The organism is Dyella sp., assembly GCF_051954575.1.
Classification (GTDB): Bacteria; Pseudomonadota; Gammaproteobacteria; order Xanthomonadales; family Rhodanobacteraceae; genus Dyella_B.
Map to the genome: position 1 here is coordinate 1 of NZ_JBQCHP010000122.1, position 17,561 is coordinate 17,561.

A 17,561-nucleotide genomic window follows, 5' to 3' on the forward strand; every position below is an offset into this window, starting at 1 on the left:
AGCTTGACCGGCGCGCCCCAGTGCGAATACTCGCTCATCTCGATGGCGGGCTTGCCATCGACCTGCATGGACCCGACCACGCCCGATACGCCGATGCGATAATCGCCGGTCTCAGGCGCGACCAGGGCGCCGGTCCAGACGATCTTGTTGCGCTCGCTGACGCCCTTGAGCTGATCGACGCTGGAACCCAGACCGCTTTCGACATGAACGGCGGCAGGCTTGGCGTTATAGCCCGTCGCCTTGCCGTCCGCGCCCGTACCGGAAGCATTGTAATAGGTCGCCAGCAGGCCGGGCTTGCCGTCCGGAGTCACGAAGGCCGAGGCCGGAATCGGATTGCCGTCCGTGATCGACGGCGCGGACGGGACATAGCTGATGTTTGCCGTCGACATGGCCTGACGCAGACCCGCCAGCACCGAAATCGGCGGCGCGCTGGCCGGGGAGGAATAGTTGCCCCGCAGTACGCGTGTGGAATCGGCCAGTGGCCCGATCACGGCGATCTTCGTCGTGGCCTTCAAAGGCAGGGTCCCGTCATTCTTGAGCAGGACCAGGCTTTCGATGGCGGCCTTCAGCGCCAGGGCCTGATGTTCGGGCGTGTTGATGGCGCTGACCGGCACCGGCGCATCGGTGCGGATGCCCGGCAGGTCGCCATTGCGGAAGCGCGCCGAGAACAGACGCACCAGCGCCTTGTCGATATCGTTCATGCCCAGAAGGCCGCGTTCATAGGCCTCCTTGTAGCGCTTGCCGAGGCCCGGCGTGTCGGACAGGGTCTGGGTGTTGCACTCATTGTCCACGCCCGCCTTGAAGGCCGCCGCGACAGCCGCCGCCGGATCAGGCGCGTATTTGTGGTTGATCGAAATGTCGGTAACCGCGTCGCAGTCTGACACCACATAGCCCTTGAAGCCCCAGTCGCCGCGCAGGTGGTCTTTCAAAAGCAGGTCGCTGGCGCAGGCGGGCTGGCCCCAGACGCTGTTATAGGCGCACATGATCGAATTGGCCTTGGCCTCGACAATGGCGGCGCGGAAGGCGGGCAGATAGGTGTCCTCGATATCGTGCGCCGAGGCGAAGATGTCGGCGACGTGGCGCGTCGGCTCAGGCCCGGAATGGACGGCGAAGTGCTTGGGTGTGGCCACCACATAGGGCAGGTCTGGGTTCGGCCCCTGCATCCCCTCGATAAAGGCGACGCCCAGACGCGCAGTCAGATAGGGGTCTTCGCCATAGGTTTCCTGACCGCGGCCCCAGCGCGGATCGCGGAAGATGTTGATATTGGGCGACCAGATGGTCAGGCCCGCATAGCGTGGATGATCATGGCCGGCGCCGATCGCGTTGAACTTCGCACGCGCCTCGGTGGATACGGTGGTGCCGACTTGCTGCAGCAGGTTGGTATCCCAACTTGCAGCCAGACCGATCGCCTGCGGAAAGACGGTGGCATAACCGTTGCGGGCGATGCCGTGCAGGCCCTCGCTCCACCAGTCGTAGGCGGCGATGCCGAGGCGCGGAATGGCCGGTGCGCCGCTTTGCAGCTGCGAGACTTTTTCGGCCAGGGTCATCTTGGCGACGAGCGCAGCGGCTTTGGCATCCGGAGTGGACGTCATCGGCATCGCCATGCCTGCGCTGACAATCAGGATGCCAAGACCTGTCGCGAGACACATAACAGTTAAGCGCATCGTTTCAACCTTCCGTGATGTCCGGTTTGCGTAGGTTGGGGTGCAAACCCCAACGCTGTCACGTCAATCGATGAAGATGGTGGGGCATGCACCCCAACCTACCTGGATACCACCGGCAGCTCATCCCACACCTTGGGATCTTCCGCGCCGAGCACCCACGCGCAGAAGCCTTCCAGATCGTATTGCTTCACCAGTGCATAACGATCGCGGAAGCTGTGCGCATCGGGCATGAACACCCATTCGCGCATGTCGTCGCGATAAAAGTAGAACCACGATTCGTGCTCCACCGCGTCCCACTGCACCTGCGCCTTCTGTTCCTGGATCAGCGGCATCGACTCGTCCGCATCGATATACGTGGCTGCAATATTGGAAGCCTCGGTGCCATCGTCGCGCACGGGGTTGCCGGTGTACCAGCGATAGCCGTACAAGGCGATGCCCAGCGACAGCTTTTCCTTCGGCACCTGGGTCACCGCGTACTTGAGCTGATCGAGCATCCACGGCATGCCATCCACCGGGCCCGGCGTGGTCCAGCGGGTGTGCTGGTCGTAGGTCATCAGGCAGATCAGGTCGGCGGATTTGCCCAGCGCGGCCAAGTCATAGGCGCCACGCCAGTACTGCCACATCCATTTCGAGAATGCACCGACGCCCGCGTGTCCCGGCCCGTTCGGCACCACCGCGATCGACAGCTTCAGGCCGTGCTTGTGCAAGGCGTCGGCCGTCTGCTTCGCCAGCAAGGTGTAGGCATCGCGGTCGGTCCAGGAGATGCTTTCGAAATCGAACTGGTAGCCGACGTAGCCGTGTTCGGCGGCCTGCTGCAGCATGGATTCGATCATGTGTTGCTTGGCGGTTTCGTCATGCAGCAGATCGTGAAAGCCCTTGCGCCCCGCCGACATGGAAATGATCGGCATTACCGGCAACCGATGTTGCTTGGCCAGATCCAGCACATAGTTGTTCGGCCCGCCGTTCACCAGCCCCTGCCCGTCCACGCCGTACCACGTCGGCACCAGCAGGCCGATCTTGTCGATGTGTGCAGTGAAGGAGTTGGTCGACTTCTGCGAATCCATCAAATAGAACAACGCCGTCGGCTGCTTCGCGTAGGCAATGCCGCAGGCCAAGGCTGCAGCCAGAAAACAGACGAACTTTTTCATCACGGTTTGGCCAATTCGATGCGATAAACGTAAGCGTAGTCACCCACCGGCTGCGCCGGCAGGGTCAGATGCAAGCCATCGGGCTGCTGTTGCCATTCCACCGGCTGGCCATTGGCAAGCAGCGTGACCGCCTGCACGTGGTCGTCCGGCTTGATCGAATGGATCACCGCCTTGCCGCCTTCGGGCCATCCCAGTTCGATGGCGTAAAGCGCACCATTGTGCGTGGTGAAGCGGAAATCTTCGGCCGTATACGGTTTGGTCTTGCTGTCCTGGAACGTGCCGCCAACCACTTCGGTGGGGCCTTCGCCGAACGTGCGCCAGGGCTTGCTGCCGTAGATTGCATTGCCGTTGGCCTTCAGCCAGCCGCCCATTTCCAACAAGATTTTTTGCGCCTCTTCCGGAATGGTGCCGTCCGCGCGCGGGCCGATGTTGAGCTGCAAGTTGCCGTTCTTGCTGACCACGTCCACCAACAGGTGGATCAGTTCCTTCGGCGAGCGGTAGGTGTCGCCTTTGATGTAGCCCCAGGATGCATTGCTGATCGACGTGTCGGTCTGCCAATGATCGGGCTGGATGCCGGTGAGCTGGCCGCGCTCGATATCCAGCGTACCCGCGCCCGGCGCAAAATCGCCCAGCTTGTAGTTCACCACCACGCCGCCACGCTTGGCGCCCTGGTTGTAGTAGTAGGCCAGCATCTTCGGCAACGTGTTGCGGAAGGTGGGATGGCCGATCCACCAGTCGAAATAGAGAATGTCGGGATGATAATCGTCGATCAGCTCGGCGGTGCGCGCCAGCCAGTCATCCAGCCAGGCTTGCGACACGTAGGTCCAGTCTTGGGCGAGATTTTGGTCGTCCTTCGACAGATGCGCTTCGGCAGGACCGTACAACCCGGCATAACGCGGATCATTCACGTCGGAATCAAACGTGCGGCCGCCGTCGAAGAACCAGTCGTGCTCGGCGCGATGCGAGGAAACACCGAAATGCATGCCGTCGGCGCGGACGGCCTTGGACAGCTCGCCGATCACGTCGCGGTGCGGCCCCATCTTCGCGGCCGTCCATTCGGAAAGCTTCGAGTCATACATGGCGAAGCCGTCGTGGTGCTCCGCCACCGGCACCACATAGCGCGCGCCGGCCTCCTTGAACAGCTTGGCCCATGCCTGCGGATCGAAGTGCTCCGCCTTGAACATGGGGATGAAATCCTTGTAGCCGAATTTCGATTGCGGGCCGTAGGTGGCCACGTGGTGCGCAAAATCCGGCGTGCCCTGCTGGTACATGTTGCGCGAATACCATTCGCTGCCGAACGCCGGCACCGAATACACGCCCCAGTGGATGAAGATGCCGAACTTGGCGTCGTCGTACCACTGCGGCGAACGGTAATGCTGCAGCGACGCCCAGTCGGCGCGGAACGGACCATCGTCCATATGCTGCGCGACATGGGCCAGGATCGCTTGCCGCTGCGGCGCAAACTTGGCGGTAGCTTTTTGCCAGGCCAAGTCGGCATCGCGCGGAGAAAGCGTGTTGGCGGTCGGCGCCGTGGGCGACTGCTGGGCAGCCACCACACCCGTTGCGCACGCCAGCGCAAAGCCGAGATAGAACATGGATCGCTGCATGGCTTTCAATCCTTTATCCGTTACGCGTTAAGGCAACACTGAATAAGTATCGCCGTCGTCATGATGCCTGGAAGGCTCGCAGGCTGCGTTGCGTGGCGCCGGGAAGACTGGCCGTCTTGCCAAGCCGCGCGGCGCAGCCTGCGGGCCTTCCAGGCATCACCCCATCATTAAATGCAATACGTGGGGCCAGCCCTGTCTGTCCGCAGGCCGCAGGTACCCGTCTCGACAGACGGCCAGTCTGCCTTCGCCGACGGCCCTGTGGCCTGCGAACAGACAGGCCTGGTGACGACGGCGATACTTATTCAGTGTTGCCTTAAAGCCGACATAGTGCCATACGACCCCAGCGGCTGCGTTGCCATTTCCGCGGAACGGGATTCCATTTTCTTGTGCTTCGATGCACAAATCGAAGATGGATGCCCGCTTTCACGGGAATCGCGAATTCGGCCCCTTCCCCGCAGGGAAGGGGTTACTGAATAAAAAAAACCGATCGCGGCAGCAAGGGGAAGGTAACTGTCCGCGATCGGTACTGCGAAACTCTTACAGCTTGAAATTCACGCCGAGCGAGAACGTACGGCCGTTCTTGTACATGCCGATCGGTGCGTACTTCACGCCGTTGTACCAGTAGTACGTGGAATCGAGCAGATTGGTCGCACTGGCCGTCACGCCCATCCAGTCGTTGACCTGATAGGCGACGGTGAAATCCAGCTCCTTGTACGCATCGGCGAATACCTGCGAATCGAGGCGGCCGACCTGGGTGAAGTACGCCGAACGGCGGCTGTAGTTGATGCGCGCCGACCACGGACCATGCTCGTAGTACGGAATGATGTTGATCGTGTCGCGCGACAGGTACGGCATGTTGTAGCCGTTGGTGGTATTGGCATGTGCGTAGGTAAAGTTGGTCTGCACGCCGAAGCCCAGGCCCAGATCCTGCTGGTACAGCAGCGAGATGCCGCGAACGTCCGCGTTGGCAGCGTTGAACGGACGGGTGACGCTGTAGGTCGCGTTCTGGCCGGTGGTAACGTCGTACAGCACCTCGTCGTTGGTCTTGGAGATGATGTACGTACCGATCTTGCGGTAGAAGAACTCGGTCGACAGCAAACTGGTCGGAGCGAAATACCATTCCGCCGAGAAGTCGAAGTTGGTCGACTGGTACGGCCGCAGGTTCGGGTTACCGCCACTGGCGGTGTGCTGGCTGTCGTCGATGCTGTAGCTGCCGGCCAAGTCGGAATAGCGCGGACGCGCGATCACCTTCGAGGCGGAGAAACGCAATACCTTGTCGCTGGCCAGGTCATAGATCAGGTTGAAGCTCGGCAGCGGCTTCTTGAAGCTGGAGCTCGCGGTAGCCGGCCCCCAGGTCTTGCCGGCGTCGGTGCTGTTCCAGTAATCGGCGGTGTCCTTGGTGTCGACATAGCGTAGGCCGACGTTGCCGCGCAGGCCGACGTCGCTCTTGAAGTTGAGCTGCGCGTAGACATCGGTGGTGACTTCCTTCACGCCGAAGGAAGAGCCGTAATCGATGTGATACACACCTTGCGGCAGCGACTTCAGGTAGTTCTGCACATCGCCGAGGTTGGCGGTCGCCCAGTTGGTGAGCGTGCCGCTGGCACCCAAGCCGCTGAACAAGCCGTTCGGCGTGCCGCCCGGGCTGAACTGCGTCAAAGTGATCGGGCTGGTGACGAAGATCGAATTACCGTAGGCATTGCTGCTGTTGTGATGGTCCAGATATTTGGCACCCAACTGCAGCGAGCTCAATGGTCCCCAGGTCAGATCGCGCGATGCGTCGAACTGTGCGTAATTCTCGCGGTCGCCGGTGCGCTGGTAGTAGATGCCGCCGGCCTGCTGTCCCGTCGCAAGTCCCCAGTTACTGGCGCTGGCGTTGTCGTAGTTGACGCTGGTGTTCACGCCGTTGTACGCGAAGTTATAGCCGCCGGACTGCAACAGATACTTCATCAGGTATTCGGGATCTTTGCCGCCGGTGGCGCTGGTGGTGCCCACCTGGGTTTCGAAGGTCCAAAGGTCGCCGTAATAGTCGTGCTTGAGGTTCAGGCTCTTGGTGTCGACATGCGTGACGCGGTAGTTCGCATCCAGTTCCGCGTATGGCTGGCCCCAGCTGGTGTTGGGCGACACAGTGCCTGAAGTGATGTAGCCGCCGCTTACGTTGGCCGCGGTAACCTTGCCCAGATCGCCGCAACCAGGGCAGACGTATTCGGATTCACTGTAATTGTTGTACGTGCCCTTGATGTACAGGCCCGTCAGGTTGAATTCGTTCTTGTCGTTGGGACGCCACTGCAGCGCCGCCTGGATGCCGTTACGCTCGCGCGTCTGCTGGAAATACGAACTGTTGATGCCTACCGGCACCTTGGCGGTACCCACATCGCCGCTGCCGGTTATCTGCGCTGTGGCCGGAATGCTGTTCTTGGCATTCAGCGTCCCGTCGTCGTTGTAGTTGTAACCATGGGTATAGCCAAAGAACTCGATACCCGCACGCGACAGGTTTTCCTTGTCATGGGTGACCGACACCAACGCGCCGAACGTATCGCTGCTGTTCTTCCAGCTGTAGAGCACCGATCCGCGCGGATTGCCCTGCCCCGAACGATCGTTGTAGTTGTAGCCCACCGATCCGCGCAACGTGTTGGCGGGAAGATCCAGCGGCTTGCGCGTGTGGATGATCACCGTGCCGCCGATGCTGCCTTCGTCGATGCGTGCTTCGGGCGACTTGTACACTTCCATCTGGTCGATGATTTCCGGCGAAATCAGCGTGTAGTTGAAGGTGCGGCCGCTGGTGTCGGTCGGATTGCCGCCCCAGTCGCCCGAGGCGATGGTCTGCCCGTTGAGCAGCACGCGGTTCAAGGCCGGATCGGTGCCGTTGATGCTGACCTTTTCGCCTTCGCCGAACTGGCGATCCACCGTGATGCCCGGCAGATGCGACAGCGATTCGGCGGCATTGGTATCGGGGAATTTGCCGATATCCACCGCGCTGATGGCATCGACGATGGCACCGGCTTCGCGCTTGATGTTCAACGCCTTGTCCAGGCTGCCGCGATAGCTGGTGACGGTGATCGTCTGCAGCGTCTTGGCCTTTTCTTTTTGGGCTTGCGACGTAGTGCCCTGGCCGGCCGTGCTCTGCGCCGATACGGAAGCATCCTGCGCCTGCGCGACAGCGACCAGGTTCAACCCCACGAGAATGCTCAAACCTAAAACGGTCCTGCGAAATGTCATTGCTTGCTCTCCCCGAGCTACGTACTGCCGTTTCTTGTTGATCCAGACTTTCCGAGCGTCCCCGCGACTTCTCAGCGGTCTGGCGGAAAAACTGCATCGTTGAAAGCGATGCAGGGTTTGCGCTCGTCTCCCGTACGAGCGTCGGTATCGCTATGCCTGCCCCAGATATGCGTGTCCCAGTGCCAACTGGCGGCGCCCATCACGCCGTGATGGTTGTGATCCATCACGCGGATCGGCACGTTCTGCAGGAACGGGCGCATCACGCCCTTGTCGAGAAAGCGCTCCTGCAGCGGACTGCCGCGCAGGAAATCGACCATCTGGAATAAAAAGCCACCGGCCAAATAAATGCCGCCGGTGGCGCCGTAGAGCATGGAAAGGTCCGCCGCGAACGAACCCAGCCAGCCGCAGAACAACGTGAGCGCTGCGTGCGCGATCTCATCGCGACCGGCAAGCGCGGCCTGCGTCACCGCCGATGGTTCGTGCAGCGACGGATAGCGATCGTAGATGGCGCACAGCGCGGTATAGATGCGATGCAGACCCGGACCGGACAGCACCGTCTCGTGCGAAACATGGCAATCGGCTTGCGCAAGCCGCGCCAGGACCTGTTGTTCCCGGCCCACGCGCGCAGCCAGTTGCGTGTGGCCGGCTTCGGTCGCGATCACGCGCGAGGGTTGCCCCGGCAGCCATACCGCCGCGCCCAGGCCGGTGCCCGGGCCGATCACCACCACCGGACCGGCATGCGTGTCGCGCGTCATCGGCGCTTTCAGCACGCTCGCACCGTCGGCGGCGCCATGGCCCACAGCGTATGCAAGCGCCTGCAGGTCGTTGAGAAACCAGACCTGGTCCAGCGCTAGCCGCTGCTTCACGTTCTGCAGCAGTACTGGCCAGACCAGGTTCTTGTTGATCACCGAGCCGGCATGCACGTAACCGGCGCAGGCCAGCACCAGCTCGCGCGGTTGCGCATCCAGCTCGGCGCAGAAACAGCGGACGATGTCTTCCAGATGCGGGTGATCGGCGCAACGGTAAACGCGGTAAGCGGCCAACTTGGGCGCCTGCCCGGTGGTACGGGTCATCAGGGCGAGCCGGGCGTGCGTGCCGCCGACGTCGGCAGCCAGAAAGCTGTCGCCGCAGGTAGTTGCGCGGGCCGGACGGGCCGGAGCCGCGCGATCGCGGATCGACGCGGTGGTCAGCAGCGCGCTCGCGGCCATACCCCTCACCTCTCAAGCCAGTGCCAAGCCGCGCAAAACGGCCTGTGCGTACGTTCTTTCTGACGAACAGCTCATGTGTCAGACCCGATTCCCGATTCCGCCTCTTACACACAAGCACGGCCCAGCTCGCTTGCATGTTCATTAGCAAAATGAAATTTCATATATGTTTTAGATCGAGTGAAATCCAAATGCAACAACTTTTTTCGGCTGGCCCGCCGGGACAGAACCACACCTATGAATCAACTGTTTATATATACACAGTCGAGAAGATGCGCGATGATGCGCAGAAACGGGGGCGGCCAAAGGCGTGCAATCGCCTTGCCGCGGGCGGTTCAAGAGGCCATCGCGAGGACCCATGGCGGTATCAACGACCAAGCCGGCCAGGCAACATCCAGGTGAAGCCAGCGCACGGAAACATGCCTGGCTGGGCTCGGCGCTTTCGTTCGGCGGTGCGCCGATCGGCAACCTGTACGAATCGGTGGACGACGCATCCGCCACCGCCACCATCGCGCACGCCTGGCAGCGCGGCATCCGCCATTTCGATACCGCGCCCTACTACGGCTACGGCCTCAGCGAAACGCGCCTTGGCGATGCCTTGCACGACATGCCGCGCGAAAGCTTTACGTTGTCGACCAAGGTCGGCCGCCTGATCGAAGACGACGCGCAGCAGGACAGCCATGCCGACGGCTTCATCGTGGATGGTCATCGCGCGCGCTTCGACTACAGCCGCGACGGCGTGCTGCGTTCGTTCGACGCCAGCTTGCAGCGCCTGCGCACCGATCACATCGAGGTGCTGCTGCTGCACGACATCGGCGAACTCACGCACGGCGCCAACCATCCTGCGATCCTGCGTCAGGCATTGGATGAAGCCCTGCCCGCCATGGCGGAACTGCGCGCACAGGGTGCATGCAAGGCGATCGGCATCGGCGTCAACGAAGAAGCGGTGTGCGTGGAGGTGATGCCACGCTTTGCGCTCGACGTGATCATGCTGGCCGGCCGCTACACCTTGTTCGAGCAGGCGCAAAGCCGCCAGGTGATGGCGCAGGCGCAAGCGCGCGGCGTCGCCATTCTTGCGGCAGGCCCCTATAACTCCGGCCTGCTCGGCAATGCGAACGGCCCCGGCAAGTTCTATAACTATGCGCCGGCCGATGCAGCGACCGTGGCGCGCGCGCAACGTTTCTACGACGTGCTTGCGTTTACGCACACCGACGTCGGTGCCGCGGCGCTGCAGTTTCCGCTAGCACATCCGGCGGTGGCGAGCGTGGTTTGTGGCTTGCGCTCGATCGCCGAAGTCGACCAGGCCGCCGCACGCCTGCAAGCCACCGTTCCTGCCGCTGCCTGGCGCGCACTGCACGACGCAGGCCTGCTGCAAGAGGGAGTGTCTATGCCATGATCGTCGTGGACGCCCACCAGCATTACTGGCAGCCCGCGCGCGGCGACTACGGCTGGCTTGCGCAAGCGCCGGCATTGCTCCAGCACGCGTTCTTGCCGGAGCATCTTCGTGCCCAGCGCGAAGCCGCCGGCGTGCAATACAGCGTATTGGTGCAGGCCGCTCCCACCGAGGAAGAAACGCGTTATCTGTTCGAGCTGGCGCGCGAAGATGAAGCCGTGGCCGGCGTGGTGGGCTGGGTCGACATGGAAGCCGGCGACGTGGGCGCGCGCATCGATGCGCTGATTCGCGACGGCAACGGTCTGCTGTGCGGCTTGCGCCCGATGGCGCAGGACCTGGCTGATCCGGATTGGCTTGCGCGGCCTTCGCTCGATCGCGCCTTCGATTGCATCCTCGATTGCGGCCTTGCCTTCGATGCGCTGGTGGACGTGCGCCAGTTCCCTGCCCTGCTGCGCCGCCTGCGCCGGCATCCGCAGTTGAACGTCGTACTGGATCACGCCGGCAAGCCCGACATCGGCGACGGCCGCTTCGATCAATGGACCAGTTGGATCGACGAGCTGGCCCAGCACGCGAGCTTGCATTGCAAGCTTTCCGGCCTGCTCACGCTGCTGGGCGAGCCGGTGCATGAAGATGCCGTCGAACCGTATGTCGCCGACCTCTTTTCACACTTCGGCCCCGAGCGCCTGATGTGGGGCAGCGACTGGCCGGTGCTCACCACGCACGCCAATTACGCGCATTGGTTGCAAGTGGCCATGCAACTGACCGAGCGCTACGCACCTGGTGCACAGGCGGATGTGTTCGCCGCCAACGCGGTGCGCTTCTATGCGCTGGATATCGATCTTCGCCAGAACGCGCCCTCTCCTCTTCGGGGAGAGGGCCGGGGCGAGGGGCGAATCTCGCCGGACCGCTGACACGCATGAGATGAGTACGGAATGTTGAACAAAACACGCCACTCGCAAGAGCTCCCCCTCACCCCGGCCCTCTCCCCGAAGGGGAAAGGGAGCTGTCACCGCAAGGAGAAAAGACCATGAGCGGACGTCTTTCCGGCAAATATGCCTTGATCACCGCGGCAGGTGCCGGCATCGGCCGCGCCACCGCGCTCGCTTTCGCCAAAGAAGGCGCCAAGGTGCTGGCCACCGACATCAATGCCGATGCATTGGCGAGCCTCGCCGCCGAGCATGCTTCTATCACCACTCGTACGCTCGATGTGACCCAGGCCGAGCAAATCAAGGCGCTGGTACGCGAAAGCGGCCAGCTCGACGTGCTGTTCAACTGCGCGGGCTACGTGCACGCCGGCACGATTCTGGATACCGACGAGGCAAGCTGGCAGCGTTCGTTTGCGATCAACGTGGACAGCATGTTCCAGCTTTGCAAGGCCGTGCTGCCCGGCATGCTCGAGCGCGGCACGGGCAGCAGCATCAACATGTCCTCGGTCGCATCCAGCATCAAGGGCGTGCCCAACCGCTTCGCTTACAGCACGACCAAGGCGGCGGTGATCGGCCTTACCCGTTCGATCGCTTCGGATTTCGTCGCGCGCGGCGTTCGCTGCAACGCGATCTGCCCCGGCACGGTGAAAACGCCGTCGCTGGGCGATCGTGTGCGCGCATTGGGCGGCGACGAAGAAGCCAACTGGCGCAGCTTCGTGCAACGCCAGCCGATGGGCCGCCTGGGCGAACCCGAAGAAATCGCCGCGCTGGCGCTTTACCTCGCCTCCGACGAATCCGCATTCACCACCGGCACCGTGCACGTTGTGGACGGCGGCTGGTCCAACTAAAGAACAAGAGCGAACGTTATGAAACTCGTACGCTATGGCGCAGCCGGCAAGGAAAAACCCGGCCTGATCGACGCAAACGGTGTGTTGCGCGATCTGTCGTCCGTCATCCATGACATCGATACACCAACGCTCAGCCGCGAAGGCCTCGCGCGCCTGGCCGCGATCGATCCGCAAAGCCTGCCGCAGGTCGCGGGCGAACCGCGCTACGGCGCGCCCGTCGCGCACGTCGGCAAGTTCATCTGCGTCGGCTTGAACTACAGCGAGCACGCGGCGGAAACCAATGCGCCGATTCCTGAGCAACCTATTCTCTTCATGAAGGCAACCAGCGCCCTGATGGGGCCGAACGACGATGTGATCATTCCACAAGGCTCGGTGAAGACCGACTGGGAAGTGGAACTGGGCGTGGTGATCGGCGAAACCGCGCGCAGCGTCAGCGTGGAACAGGCGCTGGATCATGTGGCCGGCTATGTGGTGGTGAACGACCTGTCCGAGCGCGAATTCCAGCTCGAACACGGCGGCCAGTGGGTGAAAGGCAAAAGCTGCGACACCTTCGGCCCGATCGGCCCGTGGCTGGTCACTACCGACGACGTGCCTGATCCGCAGAACCTTGGCCTGTGGCTGGAAGTTGATGGGCATCGCTACCAGGATGGCAACACGCGCACGATGATTTTCGGCGTGGCGCAGCTGGTGAGCTACATCAGCCGCTACATGACACTGCTGCCCGGCGACGTGATCAGCACCGGCACGCCTTCGGGCGTGGGCCTGGGGCAGAAGCCGCCGACCTATCTGCGCGCCGGCAACACCATCGAGCTGGGCATCGCGGGCCTGGGCACGCAACGCCAGCGCGTCCGTGCGCATCCCAACGATCAATGACTCGTATGAACCTTTCTTTCCCACTTTCTACGGATGCAGGGACGACCTCACGATGACCAAGATCACGGCGCTCGACACTTACGACATTCGCTTTCCCACGTCGCGTGAACTGGACGGCTCGGATGCGATGAATCCCGATCCGGACTATTCCGCCGCATACGTCGTGATGCGCACGGATCAACCGGGCCTGGCCGGCTATGGCCTGGCCTTCACCATCGGCCGCGGCAACGACGTGCAGAAGGCCGCCATCGATGCGCTGGCCGATCACGTGGTCGGGCTCCATCTCAACGAAGTGATCGGTGACCTGGGCGGCTTTTCGATGCGCATGGTCGGCGACTCGCAACTGCGCTGGCTTGGCCCCGAAAAAGGCGTGATGCACATGGCGATCGGCGCGGTGGTCAACGCCGCGTGGGATCTGGCCGCGCGCGTCGCCGGCAAGCCGCTGTGGCGCTTTATCGCCGACATGACGCCGGAGCAGATCGTCGCCGCCATCGATTTCCGCTACCTGACCGACGCACTGACACCCGAAGAAGCATTGACCATGTTGCACGCCGCCGCGCCAAGCAAGGCGCAGCGCATCGAGCAGTTGTTGGCCGAAGGCTATCCGGCGTACACCACCTCGCCTGGCTGGCTCGGATATTCCGACGAAAAGATGCAGCGCCTCGCGCGCGAAGCGGTGGCCGATGGCTTCCGCACCATCAAGCTCAAGGTCGGCCTGAACGTGGAAGATGACGTGCGTCGCTGCCACCTGGCGCGCGAAACGGTAGGCCCGGACATCGCCATCGCCGTGGACGCCAACCAGCGCTGGAACGTGCCCGATGCCATTGCATGGCTCAAGCGTCTGGTCGACGTGGGCCTGGAATGGGTGGAAGAGCCGACCAGTCCCGATGACGTGCTCGGCCATGCCGCTATTCGTCGCGCCGTGGCGCCGGTACCGATTTCCACCGGCGAGCACACTCAGAACCGCGTGATCTTCAAGCAGCTGTTCCAGGCCGGCGCGGTGGACCTGGTGCAGATCGATGCGGCGCGCGTCGGCGGCGTCAACGAAAACCTGGCGATTCTGCTCTTGGCCGCCAAATTTGGCGTACGCGTGTATCCGCATGCCGGCGGCGTGGGCCTGTGCGAGCTGGTACAACACCTGGCGATGGCCGATTTCGTGGCGATCACCGGCAAGAAGGAAGATCGCGCAATCGAATTCGTCGATCATCTGCACGAGCATTTCTTGGATCCTGTGGTGATTCGCAACGGTCATTACATCGCGCCGCTGACGCCGGGGTTCTCCGCCCAGATGCATGCCGATACGCTGGAGCAGTTCTGCTATCCGGATGGGCCGGTGTGGAGTGAAGCGGTTGATGCGGCAAGTGTCGAGTAATTGCGCCTCCTCATAACGCACCATTACCTCAAGGCCGTCATTCCCGCGAAAGCGGGAATCCACTATCGGTGTTGCATCGGAGCAAAATGGATTCCCGTTTTCGCGGGAATGACGGCCATAAGGCGAGGATGAGTACTTTCGTAGCAAACCTCGTCCGGAAGTGGAGAGGACGCTGAAAAAAGAGAGCATGCATGACATCTCCCATCACCAACGTCGCCGACCTGCGTGAGCTGGCAAAGCGCCGCGTCCCACGCGCGTTCTTCGAATACGCCGATCGCGGCTCTTACGACGAAGTGACGCTGCGCGCCAATCGTGCCGCGTTCGAGCGCATCGCCTTGCGGCAACGCGTGATGGGCAATGTGGACAACCGTTCGCTGGCCACGGACATCGTCGGTCAGCCAGTGTCGATGCCGCTTGCGATCGCGCCGACCGGGCTTACCGGCCTGCAGCACGGCGGCGGGGAAATCCTGGGCGCACGCGCTGCCGAGAAGGCCGGCATTCCGTTTTGTCTCAGCACCATGTCCATCTGTTCGATCGAACAGGTGCGCGCGGCGACGGGAAGGCCCTTCTGGTTCCAGGTTTACGTGATGCGCGATCGCGGCTTCACGCGCGACCTGATCCAGCGCGCCAAGGCGGCGGAATGTTCAGCCTTGATGCTTACCGCGGACCTGACCATCCAGGGCCAGCGTCACCGCGAAATCAAGAACGGCCTTTCAGTACCGCCCAAAATCACCTTGCGCAACATCCTGGACATGGCCAGCAAGCCTCGCTGGGCGTGGAGCATGCTGCGCGCACCCAGCCGTTCGTTCGGCAACCTGCAGGGCCGCATCGACAACACCGACAGCCTCACCACGCTCGCACAATGGATCGCCAACCAGTTCGATCCCACGCTGGAGTGGAAAGACCTGGAATGGATTCGCGAGCTGTGGCCCGGCAAGCTGATCATCAAGGGCATCCTCGATGCGCGCGATGCACGCATCGCTGCCGAGCACGGCGTCGATGCCATCGTCGTTTCCAATCATGGCGGCCGCCAGCTCGATGGCGCTCCCGCGACGATCGAGGTGCTGCCCTCCATCGTGCAAGCGGTCGGCGATCGCACGCAGGTACTGTTCGATAGCGGCATCCAGAGCGGGCAGGATTTGCTCAAGGCGCTGGCTTACGGTGCGCATGCCGGCTTGATCGGCAAGGCGTTTCTATATGGGCTGGGTGCAATGGGCGAAGCGGGGGTGAGCAAGGCCATCGAGCTGATACGCAAGGAACTGAGCGTAAGCATGGCGCTGACCGGGCAGACCGATGTGCGTCGCGTTTCGCCGGATATCATCTGGCGCAAACCGGGCGATGGTTTGTTCCCTATGTGAACATCGAGGACGCCGGCGTTCCATGCCGCACGTAGTTGTGTAGGCCGGGATGAAATCGCGGCTGATTGGCGTGGCGATGCCGGGATTTCATCCCAATCTGCGATCGCCGCCCCCAAGGACGCGCCCCATCGGCGTCCAGTTCCGCCCCTGCGGCGCCCGGCAACATGTCGCGCAGCGCCAGCCGCCCATGCCGTCTCGGCGAATGATGGTCGCTCGAGTGCGAACATCCTCTGAGCAGTCGCCACCATGATGCGCCGCAACGACCTTAAGAAAAAATGTGATAACGCTGAGGTCGTAATGGTATTGCAATGCAGCAGCATCAGGGAATAGGATCAAAGCGCAGTCGGGATTCCGGCCCGCACTTTTGTGGCAGCGCCCAAGGCGCGCCCGTTGTGCCACAGGGCTGGTAGATCGGGGAATCAAACTGGAGGAGCGCGCGCGACATCCGCGCCGTGGCCATCGTTTGACCTCTCCATTGCACTGCCAGCATTACGACCCGCCGCGCTTGAACCGGTGGGCGTTACCCGCTCCATGACCAGCCGTCCGGTCAGGTCGCTTCTTCTTGAATCTTGCTTTGTCGCCTTCGCCGGGGTTTTCCGGAATGTTCGCGCCTGCCAGCGCGGCAAGTCCGGTCGTTCGATTGCGCAGCCGAGCGCGGTATGGCTGCCTCCGGCATTGGCCAATGCGTGGATCGTATGGACGTCTATACGTCCATACGATCCACGCCCACGCACGGCAAACGTTCGGGAGATAAAGATCTGATGAAACGATGTATGTGGCAGGTTGTGCTGGCTATGGCGCTGATCGCGCCAGCCCTGGGAATGCAGGCGAGCGCGGAAGATGCGCCCGCCAGCACGGTGGCGGGAAGCGTGGCGGTGGTCAATGACTATCTGTTCCGCGGGCTTTCCCAGACCAATTGGAAGCCCGCCGTGCAGCCGGGCATCGAATACGACCATGCCAGCGGCTGGTACGTCGGCGCCTGGGGCAGCAATATCAGTTGGCTTTCCGATGCATCCAGCGATGCCGCACCCATTTCCAGCAGTGTGGAACTCGATTTCTACACCGGCTTCCGCGGCAAGATCACCGGCGACTGGAGCTACGACGTCGGTCTCTACGAGTACTACTATCCAGGCACCTACCCGAGCGGTTTCACCAGGCCCTATACCACCGAGGCTTATGCCTCGATCGGTTTCAAGGGCGTCACGCTCAAGTACTCGCATGCGTTCACCAACCTGTTCGGCTTCGCCCGCAGCAAGAACAGCGGCTACGTCGATCTTTCCTACAGCTACGAGTTCTCGCCAAGCTGGACGGTGGGTGCGCACGTAGGCCATCAGAAGGTGCAGAACGTCGACGGCGCCTCCTACAGCGATTGGCGAGTGAGTGTGACCAAGGCCTTCAATCATGGTTATTCGGTGTCGCTCGGCTATTACGACACCAACGCCTCGCGGAGCGTCTACACCAATGCCTACGGTCACTTTGTCGGCCGCGCCACCGGCATCCTCACGTTGAGCAAATCGTTCTGACCTGAACTGCCATTGCCGCGGCCTTGGCGGCTGCGGTTTTCCATCGGGAGACCTGCATGAAATTGATCAGTTGCATCATCCGGCCATACAAGCTTGATGAAGTACGCGACGCGCTCACCGTCGCCGGCGTCAGCGGCATCACACTGAGCGAAGTGCGCGGCTTCGGGCGCCAGAAGGGCCATACCGAGTTGTACCGCGGTGCCGAATACGTCGTCGACTTCCTGCCCAAACTGAAAATCGAGGTGGTGGTGTCCGACGAGTTGCTCGACGGCGTGCTCGATGCCATCCAGCAGGCGGCCAAAACCGGCAGCGTGGGGGACGGAAAAATCTTCGTCAGCACGGTGGATCAGGTCATTCGTATCCGCACCGGCGAACTCGACGCCGACGCTCTTTAACCCACTTCTGCGAGGCTTTCCATGAAAGAAATG

13 protein-coding genes are annotated in these 17,561 nt (G+C 62.2%); 8 read left to right on the top strand and 5 right to left on the bottom strand.

Annotation, left to right across the window (positions count from 1 at the left end; genetic code table 11):
* From ACTHNE_RS15905 to ACTHNE_RS15925, 5 genes are all read right to left on the bottom strand, one after another.
* Positions 1-1,592 (bottom strand): glycoside hydrolase family 3 N-terminal domain-containing protein (locus tag ACTHNE_RS15905; protein ID WP_440269763.1); only part of this gene is annotated, 1,592 nt, incomplete at its 3' end.
* A gap of 170 nt (positions 1,593-1,762) precedes the next feature.
* On the bottom strand, positions 1,763-2,812 hold the full coding sequence (locus tag ACTHNE_RS15910) for a glycosyl hydrolase family 18 protein (protein WP_440269764.1): 1,050 nt from the start codon (positions 2,810-2,812) through the stop codon (positions 1,763-1,765).
* Positions 2,812-4,419: an alpha-L-fucosidase gene (locus ACTHNE_RS15915; RefSeq protein WP_414649719.1), complete on the bottom strand. Its 1,608-nt coding sequence runs from the start codon at positions 4,417-4,419 to the stop codon at positions 2,812-2,814. The genes ACTHNE_RS15910 and ACTHNE_RS15915 overlap by 1 nt, the downstream gene beginning before the upstream one ends.
* 537 nt (positions 4,420-4,956) lie before the next feature.
* Entirely contained in the window at positions 4,957-7,635 is a 2,679-nt protein-coding gene (locus ACTHNE_RS15920) for a TonB-dependent receptor (RefSeq protein ID WP_440269765.1), read from the bottom strand.
* A gap of 71 nt (positions 7,636-7,706) precedes the next feature.
* Positions 7,707-8,843 carry a glucokinase gene (locus tag ACTHNE_RS15925; RefSeq protein WP_440269766.1) on the bottom strand — a complete coding sequence of 379 codons (1,137 nt, stop codon included), beginning with the start codon at positions 8,841-8,843 and terminating at the stop codon, positions 7,707-7,709.
* 355 nt (positions 8,844-9,198) lie between these two features.
* Here ACTHNE_RS15925 and ACTHNE_RS15930 point away from each other — a divergent pair, with 355 nt between their 5' ends.
* From ACTHNE_RS15930 to ACTHNE_RS15965, 8 genes are all read left to right on the top strand, one after another.
* Positions 9,199-10,236 (top strand): aldo/keto reductase, encoded by a 1,038-nt coding sequence (locus tag ACTHNE_RS15930; protein ID WP_324944279.1) that lies wholly within the window; start codon positions 9,199-9,201, stop codon positions 10,234-10,236.
* Positions 10,233-11,144, top strand: a complete 912-nt coding sequence (locus ACTHNE_RS15935) for an amidohydrolase family protein (RefSeq protein ID WP_324944276.1) — start codon at positions 10,233-10,235, stop codon at positions 11,142-11,144. The genes ACTHNE_RS15930 and ACTHNE_RS15935 overlap by 4 nt, the downstream gene beginning before the upstream one ends.
* Positions 11,145-11,260: 116 nt before the next feature.
* Positions 11,261-12,007, top strand: coding sequence for an SDR family oxidoreductase (locus ACTHNE_RS15940; RefSeq protein WP_440269767.1), 747 nt, complete (start codon positions 11,261-11,263; stop codon positions 12,005-12,007).
* Between the two features lie 18 nt (positions 12,008-12,025).
* Positions 12,026-12,880 (top strand): fumarylacetoacetate hydrolase family protein, encoded by an 855-nt coding sequence (locus ACTHNE_RS15945; protein ID WP_324944487.1) that lies wholly within the window; start codon positions 12,026-12,028, stop codon positions 12,878-12,880.
* 52 nt (positions 12,881-12,932) lie between these two features.
* Positions 12,933-14,252 (top strand): L-fuconate dehydratase, encoded by a 1,320-nt coding sequence (locus ACTHNE_RS15950; RefSeq protein ID WP_324944490.1) that lies wholly within the window; start codon positions 12,933-12,935, stop codon positions 14,250-14,252.
* Between the two features lie 191 nt (positions 14,253-14,443).
* Positions 14,444-15,610: an alpha-hydroxy acid oxidase gene (locus ACTHNE_RS15955; RefSeq protein ID WP_324944493.1), complete on the top strand. Its 1,167-nt coding sequence runs from the start codon at positions 14,444-14,446 to the stop codon at positions 15,608-15,610.
* A gap of 761 nt (positions 15,611-16,371) precedes the next feature.
* Entirely contained in the window at positions 16,372-17,133 is a 762-nt protein-coding gene (locus ACTHNE_RS15960; protein ID WP_324944496.1) for a TorF family putative porin, read from the top strand.
* A gap of 56 nt (positions 17,134-17,189) precedes the next feature.
* On the top strand, positions 17,190-17,528 hold the full coding sequence (locus ACTHNE_RS15965; protein ID WP_324944499.1) for a P-II family nitrogen regulator: 339 nt from the start codon (positions 17,190-17,192) through the stop codon (positions 17,526-17,528).
* The last annotated feature ends 33 nt before the right edge of the window (positions 17,529-17,561 follow it).